Source organism: Paenibacillus tarimensis (assembly GCF_021532315.1).
GTDB classification, from domain to species: Bacteria; Bacillota; Bacilli; order Paenibacillales; family Paenibacillaceae; genus Paenibacillus_I; species Paenibacillus_I tarimensis.
In genome coordinates this window covers 184854-200991 of the sequence record NZ_JAKGAO010000004.1, presented here as the reverse complement: position 1 = coordinate 200991, position 16138 = coordinate 184854, and the positions used below count along the sequence as shown (strand labels likewise).

At 50.3% G+C, this 16138-nt stretch carries 16 protein-coding genes; all 16 read right to left on the bottom strand.

Translation table 11 applies throughout. The features are described 5' to 3' along the window. Positions 1–48: 48 nt before the first annotated feature. The 16 genes from recA to L1N82_RS02005 all read right to left on the bottom strand — a co-directional run bounded on the left by recA (position 49) and on the right by L1N82_RS02005 (position 16067). On the bottom strand, positions 49–1107 hold the full coding sequence (recA, locus tag L1N82_RS02080; RefSeq protein ID WP_328284413.1) for a recombinase RecA: 1059 nt from the start codon (positions 1105–1107) through the stop codon (positions 49–51). Positions 1108–1351: 244 nt separating this feature from the next. Next, a complete protein-coding gene (locus tag L1N82_RS02075) occupies positions 1352–2602 on the bottom strand; it encodes a competence/damage-inducible protein A (RefSeq protein ID WP_235285677.1) in 1251 nt (416 codons plus the stop codon). A gap of 141 nt (positions 2603–2743) precedes the next feature. Next, positions 2744–3319 (bottom strand): CDP-diacylglycerol--glycerol-3-phosphate 3-phosphatidyltransferase, encoded by a 576-nt coding sequence (pgsA, locus tag L1N82_RS02070; RefSeq protein ID WP_235285676.1) that lies wholly within the window; start codon positions 3317–3319, stop codon positions 2744–2746. Beyond that, positions 3316–4644, bottom strand: coding sequence for a 30S ribosomal protein S12 methylthiotransferase RimO (gene rimO / locus L1N82_RS02065; RefSeq protein ID WP_235285675.1), 1329 nt, complete (start codon positions 4642–4644; stop codon positions 3316–3318). Before rimO ends, pgsA begins: the two co-directional genes overlap by 4 nt. Before the next feature lie 128 nt (positions 4645–4772). Beyond that, the gene (locus tag L1N82_RS02060; protein ID WP_235285674.1) at positions 4773–5264 is read right to left on the bottom strand and encodes a YajQ family cyclic di-GMP-binding protein; all 492 of its coding nucleotides are present in this window, start codon (positions 5262–5264) and stop codon (positions 4773–4775) included. A gap of 131 nt (positions 5265–5395) precedes the next feature. Further along, positions 5396–5557: a DUF4175 domain-containing protein gene (locus L1N82_RS02055; RefSeq protein ID WP_146241121.1), complete on the bottom strand. Its 162-nt coding sequence runs from the start codon at positions 5555–5557 to the stop codon at positions 5396–5398. A 76-nt stretch (positions 5558–5633) separates the two neighbouring features. Further along, entirely contained in the window at positions 5634–6557 is a 924-nt protein-coding gene (locus L1N82_RS02050) for a RodZ domain-containing protein (RefSeq protein ID WP_235285673.1), read from the bottom strand. A gap of 20 nt (positions 6558–6577) precedes the next feature. Continuing rightward, on the bottom strand, positions 6578–7342 hold the full coding sequence (locus L1N82_RS02045) for a DUF3388 domain-containing protein (RefSeq protein ID WP_235285672.1): 765 nt from the start codon (positions 7340–7342) through the stop codon (positions 6578–6580). 205 nt (positions 7343–7547) lie between these two features. Continuing rightward, a complete protein-coding gene (locus L1N82_RS02040; RefSeq protein WP_111149052.1) occupies positions 7548–7802 on the bottom strand; it encodes a DUF3243 domain-containing protein in 255 nt (84 codons plus the stop codon). A 132-nt stretch (positions 7803–7934) separates the two neighbouring features. Continuing rightward, positions 7935–8681, bottom strand: a complete 747-nt coding sequence (gene ymfI, locus L1N82_RS02035; protein WP_235285671.1) for an elongation factor P 5-aminopentanone reductase — start codon at positions 8679–8681, stop codon at positions 7935–7937. A 5-nt stretch (positions 8682–8686) separates the two neighbouring features. Then, positions 8687–9973 (bottom strand): EF-P 5-aminopentanol modification-associated protein YfmH, encoded by a 1287-nt coding sequence (gene yfmH / locus L1N82_RS02030; protein ID WP_235285670.1) that lies wholly within the window; start codon positions 9971–9973, stop codon positions 8687–8689. Between the two features lie 3 nt (positions 9974–9976). After that, positions 9977–11257 (bottom strand): EF-P 5-aminopentanol modification-associated protein YfmF, encoded by a 1281-nt coding sequence (gene yfmF, locus L1N82_RS02025; protein ID WP_407946666.1) that lies wholly within the window; start codon positions 11255–11257, stop codon positions 9977–9979. 153 nt (positions 11258–11410) lie between these two features. Further along, positions 11411–12244: a spore cortex-lytic enzyme gene (sleB, locus tag L1N82_RS02020; RefSeq protein ID WP_235285668.1), complete on the bottom strand. Its 834-nt coding sequence runs from the start codon at positions 12242–12244 to the stop codon at positions 11411–11413. Between the two features lie 136 nt (positions 12245–12380). Then, positions 12381–15062, bottom strand: coding sequence for a DNA translocase FtsK (locus tag L1N82_RS02015; RefSeq protein ID WP_235285667.1), 2682 nt, complete (start codon positions 15060–15062; stop codon positions 12381–12383). A gap of 76 nt (positions 15063–15138) precedes the next feature. Continuing rightward, complete coding sequence (locus L1N82_RS02010; RefSeq protein WP_235285666.1) at positions 15139–15372, bottom strand: YlzJ-like family protein; 234 nt, start codon at positions 15370–15372, stop codon at positions 15139–15141. After that, the gene (locus L1N82_RS02005) at positions 15369–16067 is read right to left on the bottom strand and encodes a ClpP family protease (RefSeq protein ID WP_328284424.1); all 699 of its coding nucleotides are present in this window, start codon (positions 16065–16067) and stop codon (positions 15369–15371) included. The genes L1N82_RS02010 and L1N82_RS02005 overlap by 4 nt, the downstream gene beginning before the upstream one ends. Between the last annotated feature and the right edge of the window lie 71 nt (positions 16068–16138).

The following is a 16138-nucleotide window of genomic DNA, read 5'->3' as shown; positions in this document are numbered from 1 at the left end:
AAACAAGGCACCTCCGTAAAGGTGCCTTGCTTCCTAAATAATAACGGATTATACGAGTCCTTCAAATTCTTCTTCCAGTTCTTCTTCATCATCCTGTGTTTCCGTAACCGTGACCACACTTCCTGTCAGGTTGTGAGCTTCACGGATTTGGCGGTCAATAACTTCAGCAACCTCTGGATGATCCTTCAGATACTGCTTCGCATTCTCGCGTCCTTGACCAAGACGTTCACCATTGAAGGAGAACCAGGCACCACTCTTCTGAACGATATCCAAGTCCGTACCGATATCGACAAGACTTCCTTCACGAGAAATGCCTTCGCCGTACATAATGTCGATCTCAGCCTGCTTGAACGGTGGAGCCACCTTATTCTTCACAACCTTAATACGAGTACGGTTACCGACCATATCGTTCCCCTGCTTAATCGTCTCGACACGTCTTACTTCCAGTCTCACACTAGAGTAGAACTTCAATGCACGGCCGCCCGGTGTCGTCTCCGGATTACCGAACATCACGCCTACCTTCTCACGAAGCTGGTTGATGAAGATAGCGATTGTCTTGGACTTGCTGATGGCGCCTGACAGCTTGCGAAGCGCCTGAGACATCAGGCGTGCCTGCAAGCCAACATGGGAATCACCCATCTCACCTTCAATCTCGGCTTTCGGCACGAGAGCAGCCACGGAGTCAATTACGATAATGTCGACTGCACCGCTGCGCACCAGTGCCTCAGCGATCTCAAGAGCCTGCTCGCCCGTATCGGGCTGAGAAAGCAGCAATTCATCAATGTTAACGCCCAGCTTGCTTGCGTAAAGAGGATCAAGAGCATGCTCGGCATCAATGAATGCGGCTTGTCCGCCCACACGCTGCACTTCCGCAATGGCATGAAGCGCCACTGTCGTTTTACCGGAGGATTCCGGTCCGTATACTTCTACAATGCGGCCTCTTGGCAAACCACCAATACCAAGGGCAATATCTAAAGCGAGCGATCCGCTCGGCACCGTTTCAACCTGCATACCGGCGTGCTCGCCTAATTTCATTATGGAACCTTTACCGAATTGCTTCTCTATCTGGCGTAATGCCATCTCCAATGCAGCGCGACGATCAGACAACACACTCACATCCTTATTCCGTGATATTTAAATCATACCTCATTTTTAGGTCCTTGCCAAGCATTTTTTCGAACATACATTCGCTTTTTTTTCTGAGCAGCTACCTCTGCTTGATTCTTTATCCAATTTTCCTCCCGTAAAAAAATAAAAACCGCAGCAAAGTAATCTTCGCTACGGTTCTTCCGTCATCTGAATATGATTATAGCCCGTTCGCTATATTTTTACAATGCCGTTCACATTTTCGTCAAATTGCACTCATTCTCTTCCACAATCGGAACAGCGCGCTCTTGACTGCCCGCAGCCGGATAGCGCTCCTGTTGCCGCTAAGCTGCAGTTCATGGACTTCCGTGTTAAGCCCCTTGGCAGCGATCGCCACATACACCAGTCCAACCGGCTTGCCCTCCGAGCTAGAAGGACCCGCCACGCCTGTAATTGACACCCCGTAATCTGCTCCAGCTGTCTCCATGACCCGCTCCGCCATCAGAGCTGCCGTCGATTCACTAATTGCTCCCGGTGCCCCTTCACCTTCCAGCTGGCTCAGCGGTATCCCCAGAAGCGTATGCTTCATCTCGTTAGTATACGTGATGACACCACCGCCAAACGCTCCGCTGCTGCCTACAACGCTTGTAAGAAGCTCGGCCAGCAGGCCGCCTGTACAGCTCTCTGCTGTCGCAACGGTCTTGGCAGCATTACGAAGCTGATTAATGACGGCCTGTTCGATCGGTATATCTTCTTTGGCATACAGATATTGTCCGACCAGGGCCTCGATCTGCTTCACCATACTATCAATCCGGGCATACGCCTCCGCCTCATTGCTGCCTTTGGTCGACAGTCTTATTGCAACCTCTCCCTCCTTCGCGTAAGGAGCGATGGTAGGATCGGTTTGTCCTTCAATTAAGGGCAGCAGAGCAGCCTCAAGCGAGGATTCGCCTATACCCGAGAAGCGTAGAATCCGCGAGTATAAAGCATTCGCATTCCCGCTGATTCGACGCAGCCAATCCGTTGCCGGGCCGTCAAACATTGGTTTCATCTCCCGGGGCGGTCCTGGCAGCAGCAGGTAGTGCTTGTCGTCAACTGTCAGCGCGTTTCCAACAGCAAGGCCAGTCTCGTTATCCAGCGCCTCTGCTCCTTCAACCATAAGCGCCTGCCGGCGGTTGCTCTCAACCATATGCATGCCTCGGGAGGAAAAGAGCTTCTCAATCTTGGCCATCGACGGCTCATGCATGACCAGCTGCCTGCCCAGCATTTCGGCAAGCGCATCCTTGGTGAGATCATCCTGAGTAGGACCGAGGCCGCCGGTGAAAATCAGTAAATCCGCTCTGGAGCGTGCCGTTTCAACGGCCTGCTGCAGTCTGGAAGCATTGTCACCTACTACTGTCTGATAATAAACATCGATACCCAGATTCGCTAGTCCCTGGGACAGATACTGGGCATTCGTATTCACGATTTGGCCGAGCAGCAGCTCCGTACCTACGGCGATTATTTCTGCTTTCATCCTGACCCTCCTGTTATGTATTAGATCGTCCATCCAGCCTGCAGCCGATAAAAAACATCATTCCGCCAGGAATGATGTCAAGATGACCCAACGGCATGCTGCACCGTTAACGGGCTTCCGATTGGAGATGGTTCCCGCTGCTCACCGCAGCGGGATAACATTTTTATTTTTGACAAAGTAGTCAATCCCGGAATAGACCGTAATTAATGCGGCAGCCCAGGTCGCAATTCTGTCAAATGGTATACCGTAAAACGCGAAAGGAAAATTATTAAGCAGCAGGGCAATGATCATCGTGATCTGCACCGCTGTTTTCCACTTGCCCCATTTGCTTGCTGCCATAACGGAGCCCTCAAGCAGCGCTACTTGCCTCAGCCCTGTTACCGCAAACTCCCGGCTGATAATCACGATGGCAATCCAGGCTTCGAGCTTATCCATTTCGACAAGGGATATGAGTACAGCTGCAACAAGCAGCTTATCAGCAAGCGGATCTAGCAATTTGCCGAGGTTTGTCACCTGCTTGTTCTTGCGGGCAATATAACCATCCAACCCGTCTGTGCTTGCAGCAATAATGAAGATAAGGGTAGCCACGATCTGGGTATACGAGATCGAGAAATCACCCACCGAGAGCCGCCCCAGATTCAAATTCACAAGCAGGAAAAACATGATGATTGGCACCAGGAATATGCGTGCAAGCGTTATACGGTTGGCAAGGTTCACGCAATTCCCTCCCCGGAGAGATCAAACTCATAAGCATGCGTAATCCGGACCTTCTGAATGGCTCCGATCTCGGGTCTACAGCCCGATATAAAAACTTCCCCGTCGATTTCCGGCGCATCATAAGGAGAACGGCCAATAAACACATCACTGCGACCGTCATAGCGCTCAACCAGCACTTCAATTTCTCTACCGATGTATTTGCTGCCGAGATCCTTAGATACATCGCGCTGAATTTCCATTAGCGTATTGGCACGCCATTCCTTCACTTCATCGGGAACCTGGTCGGGCAGCCTTGAAGCAGGTGTATCCTCCTCGCAAGAGTATGTGAACACACCCAAGCGGTCAAACTTGAGCTCACGCACAAAATCACATAAAGCATTAAACTCTTCTTCCGTTTCACCCGGGAAGCCCACGATAATGGACGTACGGATGGCTGCCTCCGGTATCCGGGCCCGGATTTTGGCGACCAGCTCACGCACGTCCCGCTGGCGTCCTGGCCGCCGCATCCGCTTGAGAACCCTGTCTTCACTGTGCTGAAGCGGCATATCAATATATTTACAAATCTTAGGGTTGTCAGCAATGGTATCAATCAATTCATCCGTAAAGAACCCGGGGTATGCATAATGAAGGCGTACCCACGCTATCCCTTCAACCTCACTTACGCGGTTCAGCAGTTCTGGCAGCATAAAACGATCGTACAGATCCGTGCCATAATTGGTGGAATCCTGAGCAATCAGGCTGATTTCCTTAACCCCTTGAGCAGCAAGCTGCCGAACTTCCCCGAGTATTGATTCAATCGAGCGGCTCTTAAATTTGCCCCTCATAATCGGGATGCTGCAGAACGTACAGGCATTGTCACAGCCCTCGGCAATTTTGACATAAGCCGTATAACGCGGGGTCGTTACCTGGCGCGGAAGATCCCGGTCATAATCAAAAGCTGGATTGCCAACCCGGACGGGCTTCTTCCCGCGAAGCGCTTCATCCACAATTGTTGTAATATCATGAAAATCACCGGTGCCAACGATACCGTCGATCTCCGGCATCTCTTCCATTAACTGCTTCTTATAGCGTTGGGTCAGACAGCCGGATACAATGAGCGCTTTAAGCCTTCCGGTTTCCTTCAAATCCGCCATATCCAGAATCGTATTAACGGATTCCTCTTTGGCAGCATCTATGAAGCCGCATGTATTCACAATGATTACCGTGGCATCCTCGGGCGTATCAACCAGCTGATAGCCTCGCTGATGAATGAGCCCCGACATGATCTCCGAATCGACCAGATTTTTCTCACAGCCAAGCGTGACCACTTTCACTCTTTCTGTCATTGTTGAAGTCCCCCAAATCTAATCCCCTAAACGTTCTAGACAAGTATAATACATGGTTGATTTGCGTGTCAAAAAAGCAAAAAGCCCTCCCGGCCGTATGCGATACGGTATTTCGGGAGGGTTGCAGGTTAGCGGTAATTGGTGAACTGGAGCTCAATTCCAAGATCCTCACCGCGCAGAAGCTGCATCACCGCTTGCAGGTCATCACGGCTCTTGCCAGTCACACGGATTTGGTCGCCTTGGGTTTGGCTTTTCACTTTCAGCTTGGAATCACGGATCAAAATATTGATTTTCTTTGCTGCATCCTGCTCGATTCCCTGCTTTAGCTTAATCCGCTGCCGGACTGTTCCCGCGGAAGCCGGCTCGATTTTGCCATACTCCAGGTTCTTGATCGGGACGCCGCGCTTTACCATCTTTCCCTGTAGAATATCAATCACACTCTTCAGCTTATAGTCATCGTCCGAGACGACAACAAGCTCTTCATTCTCTAGTGCGATGCTGCTCTTGCTGCCTTTAAAGTCAAAGCGGGTCTCAATTTCCCGCTCCGCCTGCTGCACGGCATTGCTAAGCTCCTGCATATCCACCTTGGACACAATATCAAAGGAATTTTCCGAACTCAAATTCAACAGCTCCTTCAGCGGTACATATGTTCTTATGCCCAAAATTATACATGATTTTGCCGGGCGGATGCAAATTTAAGGCAGCACAAAAGGCCCTCCTGAGAGAGCCTTTGCTGAAAGCAGAACATGATTTAACGAGCGCGTACCGGATTCCGGAACATATCCAGGACACCGAGCACGATATGTGCAAGGCCAAATCCGAGAATGCCGTATCCCCAGGCACTCGGTGACATGTACCAGCCCAAAAGGCTGACGACAACGCCAAGACCGGCAACTATCCAACTGACAGTCATATGCTGTACCTCCCGCTTGTCATGAAATGGTGTCGTCCATCATCATTCCCGCAAGCGGTCCATCCTATTCACAATCCTATTCAGCTGCACCGGCAGCAGGCTCTATAATAAAGCGCTTGGTGACCTTATCCCCAAGATCAAGCGGCGAGCCGTCGATTTTCACTTCCACACTGGTCGTATTACCGATACTTATATATACCGTTCCTTCAACCTCGCGTGTTACGGTATTAGGCCCGGTAATGGTCTCAAATACAAGCTTCTCACCAGTCCGGTTATTCTTGCGGAGCTCCACCCAGCTCTTGTTCCCTTCACCTGTGACAGAAATTTCATACTTATGGACACCGCCTGTGCTTAAGGCCATCTTGTCAGTAGAATTGCCGACACTCTCGACGAAAGTAATGGTTGTGGCCGCTTCCTCTTCAGGTTCGATCTCAGTCTGTTCGTCCGTGGTGCCCGTACTGTCTGCCGGAATATCATCGGCCGTCTGATTGCTATCCGTACCGGTGTTCCCGCTGCCAGTGTCCTTTGCCGGATCCTCGGAAGCGGGATCTGGAGCTTCAGCACGGTCTGTTATTTTGGAGTCATCCACAATCCGATTGCCCTGATCCTCTGGTGAATTTGCGGCAAACTTATAAACCACCGCTGCGATCAGAATCAGAAAGGACCACATCATAATGCGGAAGCCCCACTTGCTGAAACGGTCAGAGGAACGAGCGGAACGCCTCTTTTGTATAATTGGCTGTTCCGGGATTGGCTCTGATGCCTTTGACGGGATCTCCTGCTGATACATAGAGAGCACTTCGTCCGCATCAAGACCGACAGTTTCCGCATAGTTTTTCACAAAAGCTCGCACATAAAAATTCCCAGGCAGTACGGAATAATTCCCTTCCTCTATCGCTTCGAGATAACGCTTCCTGATCTTCGTCAGGTCCTGGATATCCTCTAGGGAATACCCTTTCTCTTCGCGGGCCTTCTTCAGGAGATTGCCTAGTTCTGACATACGCTCACCCCCTTCTGTCATTATAGATCGTTATAGTTGGACGTAAACGTCTCATACGTAATTTCTTCATCCGGCGTGTTGCGCAGCTCGATAATACAATCGAACACGCCATAGTCATAGTGAGATTCCTTGATAAAAATATCTGGGTGCTCAATTACTTTCGTAGCCGGCATCGCCATAATTTCCTGCAGCAGTGTAAAATGCTTTTCGTTCGAGCGTATGGTGCTTACTATGCCGTCAATAATAAAGATGTTGTTCGGGTTCATTTCCTCTTCCGAAAGCTGGCTGCGGACAGTTTGTCTAAGAAGGGTTGAAGAAACAAACGCCCAACGTTTGTTGGAGCACACGCTCCCTGCTATGATGGATTCTGTTTTACCCACCCGCGGCATCCCGCGAAGTCCAACCACCTGGTTGCCTTCTCTTTTAAACAATTCACCCAAAAAGTCAACCAGCAAACCAAGTTCGTCCCTTGTAAAACGAAAAGTTTTGCGGTCATCTGAATCACGTTCAATATATCGGCCATGCCGCACCGCTAAAATATCAACCAGCTTCGGTGGCCGGAGAGCATTAACTGTAATGTTGTCAACTTTCTTCAGCATTTTGCCGAGAAGTTCAATTTTCTCGCTGTCATCGGTCTGCAGAAGCATGCCGCGTGTGCGGTCCTCTACCCCGTTAATGGTCATAATGTTGACTTCAAGCATACCGAGCAGCGAGGCAATATCGCCCAAAAGGCCTGGCCGGTTCTTATGTATTTTGTACTCCATGTACCACTGCTTATCTTCCATGCCCGCACCCCATAGGTGAATTATAATAGTAGATTTCCGTCTGCGAATAAAAGTTAAAGACTTCCTTAAGTATAGCATTATTTTCTACATTTTTCGCCATACTTCGTAATTAAATTAATTATTCCGCCCGTTAAATATAAAATGGCCTGCAAAAGATTGCAGAAAAGCCCCCTAAACCGGGAGGCTCTTCTGCAGACAAGGGAGATTAGGCGTTGTTCTCCGACAGCTTTACCATCAGCTTGGCGATCGTCTTGCGGTCAGACTCGTCGCCGACATCCCACAGCTCTTTCAGTACACGTTCTTCATCATTCTTGGGGTCAACCTTCTCATCCAGAAATTGACCGATCTCGAAGGCAAGCTTCGTAATTGTCTCTTCTGTCAAACCAATCCGCTTGGCCGCTTGCACGCGCTCACCGAGAAATTCCTTCCAGTGATCAAACTTTGTCAGAACGGTTGTCATGTTCCTCATCCTCCTCGGGTTTACTGGTACAATAAAGGACTGATCAACAGTTCTAGTTTGGCCTTACAAGCACTAATTATTCGACGAATAAGGACATGGATAAGTTTTAACTGCGCTTCCTGTCTGTTGCAATCAGGTTAGCCATCCGCCGTTCGGACTAATAATCTGACCGGTTATGTAACTGGACTCGGGCAGCGAAAGAAAATAGACAAGCGAGGCAATCTCATCTGGCTGGGCAAACCGCCCTGCAGGAATCTCTTCCTGCAGGGCCGTCTTATCAGCCTGCTCCAGATTGTCGAGCATCATTGTATCTACCGCACCAGGGGCTACCGCGTTCACCGTAACACCCGAAGGTGCAAGCTCCTTCGCCAACGCTTTCGTAAAAGCATTCATGCCGCCCTTGGTGGTTGAGTACAGCACTTCACAAGAAGCGCCAGACATTCCCCATATGGAAGAAACGTTGATGATTCTGCCATAGCGCTGGCGCACCATCGCCGGCATAAACATCTGTGTACACAAGAACATTCCCTTCAAGTTAACGGCCATTACGTCGTCCCACGTATCCTCTGTTACATCGGATAACATGCCAAAATGCGATATGCCCGCATTGTTAACCACGATATCAGGTATCATTCCCCGCTGCTCCAGTTTATCCTTCATGCGAAGAAGCTGTTCTCGGGAGCGGATATCTGCGGAAATCGTCATCACATTAGCGCCCGAACGCATACATTTGCGCGCCGTTTCATTCGCAGCTTCATGCGAATTCAGATAATGGATCACGACATTCATGCTCTCAGCCGCAAACCGGCTGGCAATGGCAGCCCCGATTCCCTTGCTACCCCCGGTCACGAGCACTGTCATTTCTTTCAATGGTTTCATAGTTGCTAAGCTTGCTCCTTCCTCACAATCGAAACCGCCATCTGCGACCAGTCAAAATGCTCTTGAAGCCGGCTGTTAATCTCTTCTATCCCGATCGACTCGTAGACGCTGAGCAGCTTGAACAAATCCGCATCCCGGAACCGGTAGCGGGTAAATTCATTGGCTATTGCTTCAGGGGAATTCAGCATTCTCAAATACCCGCCGACACGCTTGCGCTTCGTACGCTCGAATGCTTCCTGCTCGATCCCCTTCTCCTTGAGAGCATCAACCGATGTACGAATACGCTTCAACAGTTCATCCGGGTCACGGGTATCTCCGCCCATAACCGAGAAACAGTAATCAAGACTAGCATTGTACTCGCTGCCAAAGGAATCCGATATCAAATTATCATCGTACAGCTCCTGATACAGCGATGAGCTTGAACCCATGATAGACTCCAGCATCAGCTTGGTGCTGATATCCTTCCGTATGAGTTCGTCCGCTGTCTTAGGCAGCTCCTTTTCCTTGAATCCGAACAGACATTTAGGCAGCGAAACCGGCAGTGTAATAACTGCGTTTGCATTTTTTACAGCGGCAGGTTCCTCGTCGAACTTCCGCTTGATTTCCCCCTGCTCGGCGAACGTCTTCTTAGCCTGATTGTCCCTGACCAGCCTCATCACATCTTCCGCCTTCACCCCGCCAACGATGAAGAGAATCATATTGGTTGGATGATAGAAGGTTTCATAACAGCGGTATAGCGTTTCCTTTGTGATTTCCCCGATGGACTCTGCTGTGCCCGCAATATCAATATGAACCGGATGCTTGTGGTACATAGCGTCGATCAGGCCAAAATAAACCCGCCAATCCGGATTGTCCCGGTACATATTAATTTCCTGCTCAATGATGCCTTTCTCCTTCTCTACATTCTCGTCAGTAAAATAGGGATGCTGGACAAAATCAAGCAGCGTGTTCAAGTTTTCTTCAATCTTCTGGGTGGCGGAGAATAAGTACACGGTCCGGTCAAAGCTAGTAAACGCATTTGCAGAAGCTCCCTGGGATGCGAAGGTAGCAAAAATGTCGCCTTCCGGCTCCTCAAACATCTTATGCTCCAGAAAATGTGCAATACCGTCAGGCACCTTCGTGAATTCGCCGTCTCCTATCGCAAAATGATTATCGACCGACCCGTACTTCGTCGAAAAGGTAGCATATGTTTTCTGGAAGCCCTCCTTGGGAAGCACATATACTTCAAGACCATTAGGCAGCTTCTCATAATAAACCGTTTCCTGGACAGCAGGATACACAATCGCTTCCACCGCTTATGCCTCCTTCTCGTCGCGCAGGAAATATATCGTATCCAGCTTCACCTGCTTGGCGACACGTACAATATCATCTTTCGTTACGGCCTCTACCGCTTCAAGCAGACCGGCAGCCGTTCTTTGCTTGCCTGACAATACAGAATTGAAATCAAACGATATGATCTCAAAGGCCGAGTCCTGCAGCTCGCGAAGATGGTTGGCAATCATCGCCTTGGTCTGCGACATTTCCAGCTCATTAATATCACCATTCTCCATCGACGCCAGTTGTTCTTTAATAATATCTGTTGCACGTTCATAGTTATCGATTTCGATTCCAGACTGCACAGTCAACAAACCTTTATGGCCATCAAATCGGGAGGCGGCATAATAAGCGAGGCTCGCTTTTTCACGAACATTCAGGAATAGCTTGGAGTGTGGATAGCCGCCGAGTATTCCGTTGTACATCAAGGCTGCGGGATAATCTGGATCGCTGTAGCCCACATTCGCCCGAAGGCCCAGATTCAGCTTACCCTGGCCAACCTCCATGCGCTCGATAACCGTCTTCCGCTCTTTTGTTTCATAACGGGTCTTAGGCATTCCGTAGATGCTCGGAGCGCCAGCTGGCATACTAAATGATTCCCCGACAAGAGCCTTCACTTCATCAAGCGAAGTATCCCCGCATACATACAAATCAAAGGTTGCATGCTGCAGCCATTCCCGATAATACGCATACAGCGATTCCGGTGTTATGCTTTCTAAATCCTCAATTTTACCCAGTGCATTCAGACGGTAAGGCTCGCCTTCGCACATCTCTTCCAGGCAGCGTTCGGCAGCATAGCGGATTTTATCGTTAATGATTGACTCCAGCTTCTTCTTCAGGGTGTTCTTCTCCGCTTCCACATACTTGGTTCTAAAAGCGCCATTGTCAAGGGCAGGGTCCGTGACGACCTCACCCAGAAAGCGCAGCGATGCTGCAAGCAGCGATTCATCAGAAGATACAAACCTGTCATGTATAACATCCATACGAAGCTGTACGATTTGGGAGTCCCCGCGCTTCAAGACATCAAAACCAAAGCCTGCTCCGTACATATCATCCAATCGTTCACGAAAAGCTTTCGTTTCCGGTGTAGAAGCCGTTCCCCGTCTAAGCACGAAAGGGATGAGTGCCGCATTCGTAACGGAAGATTCCGCTAGCGGCACACCGGCGTATAACGCAATGGCGAATGTTTTGAACCGTTTGGTCGGTATCACATGGAGTCTGATCCGGTTCAATTGTCCCCGTTCCATACTAGCTTTAGTCACGCCCTCAGCTCCCTTTCGCATCTGATCATCTAAATACAAACCCTTCCAACTCAGTGGTTACGTTCATTCTAACCTATCGTAAATGCAAGAAGCAACCCGCTCCTGTAGCGGGCGGGCTGCTCACTTTTGTGCGAGGCTTACTTACAAAAAGGATTACATGCAGAATATATGTTTCCCGATTGTCTTCACCTGCGGCCGGGTCCATATCCACGCTGAGGTCGCGGTATCCGGGTTAAAATAATAGAGACAGCCTCCGGTAGGGTCCCAGCCGTTGATGGCATCTTGAACGGCTTGCCGCGCCCGTTCGTTAGGCGTAAGCCAGATCTGCCCGTCAGCCACCGCCGTAAAGGCACGGGGCTGGAATACCACCCCGGATGCTGTATCCGGAAAACTTTGAGAAGTTACGCGATTCAGTATAACCGCAGCAACAGCTACCTGTCCTTCGTACGGTTCCCCGCGTGCCTCGCCATAGACTGCATTGGCCATGATCCGGATATCGTTCTCTGACAAGCCCAAATGATTTGATCGCGCTAAATTTGCACCTGCCCGCTTTGTTCCACCAGTTTTATTACCGCCGCCGGCAGCAGCTCCAGTCCGGTTGCCTGCTGCCTTGCCAGTACCGCCAGTACCACCTGCAGCAGGCGGCAGCTCATCAGCTGTAGGCCGCCAGTTCTTGGTTGCCTCCCACAGCTTGAGCTTGGTCTTGCCCGCAACAATTCCGTCAGATTTCAATCCGAACCGCCATTGAAACCAGGTGACTGCATTCTGTGTTTTCCCGCCAAAATGGCCATCGACTTTACCATCATAGAAGCCCAAGTATTTTAACCTGCCCTGCAGCTCATAAACATCCTTGCCGCTTGAGCCTAGCTGCAAAGTTGCGTTGCTGAACGTTTCGCTTGACATCCTTTTGCCGAATTGCTGGATTGTAAATGCGCCGAACAGCAGGCTCACAATGACAGCAGTTACGATAATCAGTCGAATTCTCATGCTTTTAATTCAGCCTTTCTATCGCATAATGGAGTAGCTGTGAATCGTTCATAGTATGCGGTAAAGCCGTTGAACCTATGCAAAAAACGCTGATGTTTCCACGATTCAACAACAAAAAAACCTCATGAGGTTTCCCTCATGAGGTTATACGGCTTGCTTGCATTTGTTCGATGGACATCAGCACTTCTCTCGGCTTGCTTCCTTCATACGGTCCGACTATACCTTTCGCCTCCATCTGGTCAATCAGCCTGGCTGCTCTAGTATATCCGACGCGCATGCGCCGCTGCAGCAGAGACACAGAGGCCTGCTTGGCTTCCACGACAATTTGTACGGCTTGGTCAAACAGCTCATCCAGATCATCCTGCTCGCCTTGGGCACTTTCCTCTATCTCCGGAACCAAGTCCTCCTTGTATTCCGCTTCTGCCTGTTCCCGGGAGAAGTTAACAACCGCTTCCACCTCCTGGTCGGATAGGAAGGCGCCCTGTACACGTATTGGCTTGGACATACCAACAGGCAGGAAGAGCATATCTCCGCGACCGAGAAGCTTCTCGGCGCCTACCATATCCAGGATGGTGCGTGAGTCTACCTGAGAGGAGACGCCGAAGGCAATTCTCGATGGAATATTGGCTTTGATTACACCGGTAATGACATCTACAGACGGACGCTGGGTTGCGATAATCAGATGAATGCCTGCCGCTCTTGCCATCTGGGCTAAGCGGGTTATGGCATCCTCGACATCACCGGCCGCTACCATCATCAGGTCAGCCAGCTCATCGACAATTACAACGATGTATGGCAGCACGGCTGACGGATTGTCCTTCATCAAGGTATTGTAGCCTTCAATGTTTCGTGTACTCGACTTGGAAAAGAGCTCATACCGCTTCTCCATCTCTACTACAATCTTCTTAAGCGCTAGTGAAGCTCTCCGCGGATCGGTTACCACCGGCGCGAGCAGGTGTGGTATACCATTATAGACATTCAGCTCGACCATCTTCGGATCGATCATCAAAAACTTCACTTCATCAGGCGCCGCCTTGTACAAGATGCTTGTGATAATCCCGTTAATACAGACGGATTTACCCGAGCCGGTTGCACCTGCGACGAGCAGATGCGGCATTCTTGCCAGATTGCCGACAATCGGCTGTCCGGAAATATCCCGTCCGAAAGCGATGGAGAGCTTGGCTGGAGCCTGTTGGAAGGCTGCCGTCTCCATTACCTCCCGCATCGTAACCATCGATACCTCCGTGTTCGGCACTTCAATTCCAATAGCGGATTTCCCTGGAATAGGTGCTTCCATCCGGATGTCTTTCGCTGCAAGGGCGAGTGCTATGTCATCGGTAAGGCTGACGATCCTGCTTACTTTAACGCCGGTCGCGGGCTGCACCTCATACCGCGTAACCGCTGGTCCCCGAACGACATCCAGCACCTTAGCTTTAACCCCGAAGCTCTCCAGGGTCATCTCCAGCTTACGCTTTGAATCGGAGGTATCTGCCGGCCCGGACTTGCCATGCTGCGGCTTGGCAAGAAGTCCTAGCGGAGGCAGCAGATAAGGTCTGGACAGCTGTGCTGGAGCATCTGATTCTGCTGACGCTGGTGAAGCTTGTCCACTGTGAGCTGCTTGAACTGGATTCGCGGAAACATCAGACCGTATTTCCGTTCCTTCAACCGCTGTGTCTTCCCCGTCAGCCAGCAAAGAACCATTGTCTTCTCCTAGGTGTACAGGAGGTGCAAGCGAGTCCGGCCAGTGAGCTGCCGGTGGTTCCTCCTGAGTCTGAGGTGCTCCTGTCTCTTCCCATGGCAGGACTTCTGTTTGAACGGATTCCGTCCCGTCAACGCCATCTTCAATAGGTGGGAAGCTCGGCGTGTCTGCCAGTACAGCTTCATCTTCTTCCCGCTGCCAGTCCTTCTTCTGCTGTCCGAATAGCGGCACTTCGTCCTGGTCATCGTCGAATTCCAGCGGCTCACCGTTCTCCCTTGCGGCATGATCAGCAGCTGATTCTGATGGCTTCTTCTGCCCCTGAAACATATTAAAAAACAATGTCTTACGCTTCCTCTCCGGAAGCGGTTCAAATGCATCATCGTCGTCCATCACTTCATCATCATCCAAGACCATAAGCGGGACTTCCGGGGTTTTACCAGCTTTTCGCTTGGAAACGGCCTGAATCGGCTGCGAGGCGGCTGTACCTGCGTTCATCTTCAACCGCAGCAGCTTGATCATGCGGCCTCCTCGCTGCTTCAGTATCCTGGCAAGCTCAACATATGACTTTCCGGTCATCAGCATGAAGGATATAGCAAACATCACAATCATGATAAATTTTGCGCCAAAATAACCGAACAGAGCATACAGCAGCGCATATTGGATAGCACCTGCATATCCTCCGCTGATATCCTTATTCAGCATCGAACTGTCACCCGGCACTGCAGTTGTCAGCAGCGCGCCTCTGATGTCGTTCCCAAGCTGATGCAGGATCGCACCGCTAGACAGCAACCCGGCGGGCGCCAGCTTCCGGTCGATTTCGGATATAGCGCTCATAAGCGTTAAAGCAAGCACTGTTAAGACAATGCCTGTCTTGCGGCTTGACCAACCGCTTGGCCAGGTCCGCTTCACCATTACCGCGAGTCCAACATAAATTCCTATTAGCGGCAGGACAAAATAAAACTTGCCGAGCAGAAGGCCGGCCAGCTTGGACAATGAGCGTCCTACAGCCGCTTCTCCCGACAAGGCAATTACCGAAACGGTAATAAGCAGTATACCGTATACTTCATATTTAAGCTGCGCGCCGATCGATTTCTTCTTTCTCTTACGTTTAGCCAACATCGGTCACCTCTGGTATACGATTATACCATAAGAGGACAGATGTTCCTATTCGACTTTGTCTCTTAATGACAAAAGATTATCCATTTAGCTGTGGACCATAAGTGTAGAGCATACCCGGAGACAGCTCGGGTCTCAGATAATGATTAAGCGGACATTCAATAATACGGACAATTTTACCGATTCCCGGGTACACTGGCTCCAGCTCCAGCTTCATATTGCCCGAATGCAGCTCGATTGTCGGCTTATGCTCGTTGTTCTGATGAAAGCCCTGCAGTACAACCTCGAGGGGCAGTATCGTATGAAGCGTCATTGCAGGGTCCCCCCCAGCAGGCCTTGCCTGCGCTCGTCAATAAGGCGGTTAAGTTCTGCGATAGCGTGTCCAATACCGCCCACTTCATCAATCAAGCCGTCGCTAACAGCATCCGAGCCAATGACCGTCGTACCGATATCACGCGTTAATTCACCTGTCTTGAACATCAGCTCTTTGAAACGCGTCTCTGATATGTTTGAGTGTGAAGTAACGAACCGTACAACCCGTTCCTGCATTTTATCGAGATACTCAAAGGTTTGCGGAACACCAATTACTAGACCGTTAAGACGGATCGGATGGATGGTCATGGTTGCCGTTTCAGCGATGAACGACTTATCCCCTGCTACTGCAATAGGCACACCGATCGAGTGTCCGCCGCCAAGGACAAGCGTAATTTTAGGCTTGGTTAGGGAAGAGATCATTTCCGCAATCGCCAGTCCCGCTTCCACATCACCACCAACTGTGTTCAATACGATCAGAATACCTTCAACCTTCGGATTCTGCTCTGCTGCGACCAACTGGGGAATCAAATGCTCGTATTTGGTTGTTTTGTTTTGCGGCGGGAGGACCATGTGGCCTTCCACCTGGCCGATGATAGTCATGCAGAACAGGTTGGACTCGGCAGCAGGTGTAGATGTCTGACCCAGCTGTTGAATTGTCTGGACAATCGGGTTCGTTAATTTATTGGGATCCATAGGAACAGTACCTGGATCGGGCTGCTCCATTGTAAACTTCTGATACGCTTCGTGTTCGGTTGTCATCTCAA

Excerpts from the sequence above, each read along its gene's own strand:
- L1N82_RS02010 (WP_235285666.1), bottom strand. The coding sequence starts at position 15,372 with ATGACGCTTCATACGATACTGCCCCTCGAGGTTGTACTGCAGGGCTTT.
- L1N82_RS02055 (WP_146241121.1), bottom strand. The coding sequence starts at position 5,557 with ATGACTGTCAGTTGGATAGTTGCCGGTCTTGGCGTTGTCGTCAGCCTT.
- L1N82_RS02005 (WP_328284424.1), bottom strand. The coding sequence starts at position 16,067 with ATGGATCCCAATAAATTAACGAACCCGATTGTCCAGACAATTCAACAG.
- L1N82_RS02045 (WP_235285672.1), bottom strand. The coding sequence starts at position 7,342 with ATGGAAGATAAGCAGTGGTACATGGAGTACAAAATACATAAGAACCGG.
- rimO (WP_235285675.1), bottom strand. The coding sequence starts at position 4,644 with ATGACAGAAAGAGTGAAAGTGGTCACGCTTGGCTGTGAGAAAAATCTG.
- L1N82_RS02050 (WP_235285673.1), bottom strand. The coding sequence starts at position 6,557 with ATGTCAGAACTAGGCAATCTCCTGAAGAAGGCCCGCGAAGAGAAAGGG.
- sleB (WP_235285668.1), bottom strand. The coding sequence starts at position 12,244 with ATGAGAATTCGACTGATTATCGTAACTGCTGTCATTGTGAGCCTGCTG.
- ymfI (WP_235285671.1), bottom strand. The coding sequence starts at position 8,681 with ATGAAACCATTGAAAGAAATGACAGTGCTCGTGACCGGGGGTAGCAAG.
- L1N82_RS02075 (WP_235285677.1), bottom strand. The coding sequence starts at position 2,602 with ATGAAAGCAGAAATAATCGCCGTAGGTACGGAGCTGCTGCTCGGCCAA.
- L1N82_RS02015 (WP_235285667.1), bottom strand. The coding sequence starts at position 15,062 with ATGTTGGCTAAACGTAAGAGAAAGAAGAAATCGATCGGCGCGCAGCTT.
- L1N82_RS02040 (WP_111149052.1), bottom strand. The coding sequence starts at position 7,802 with ATGACAACCGTTCTGACAAAGTTTGATCACTGGAAGGAATTTCTCGGT.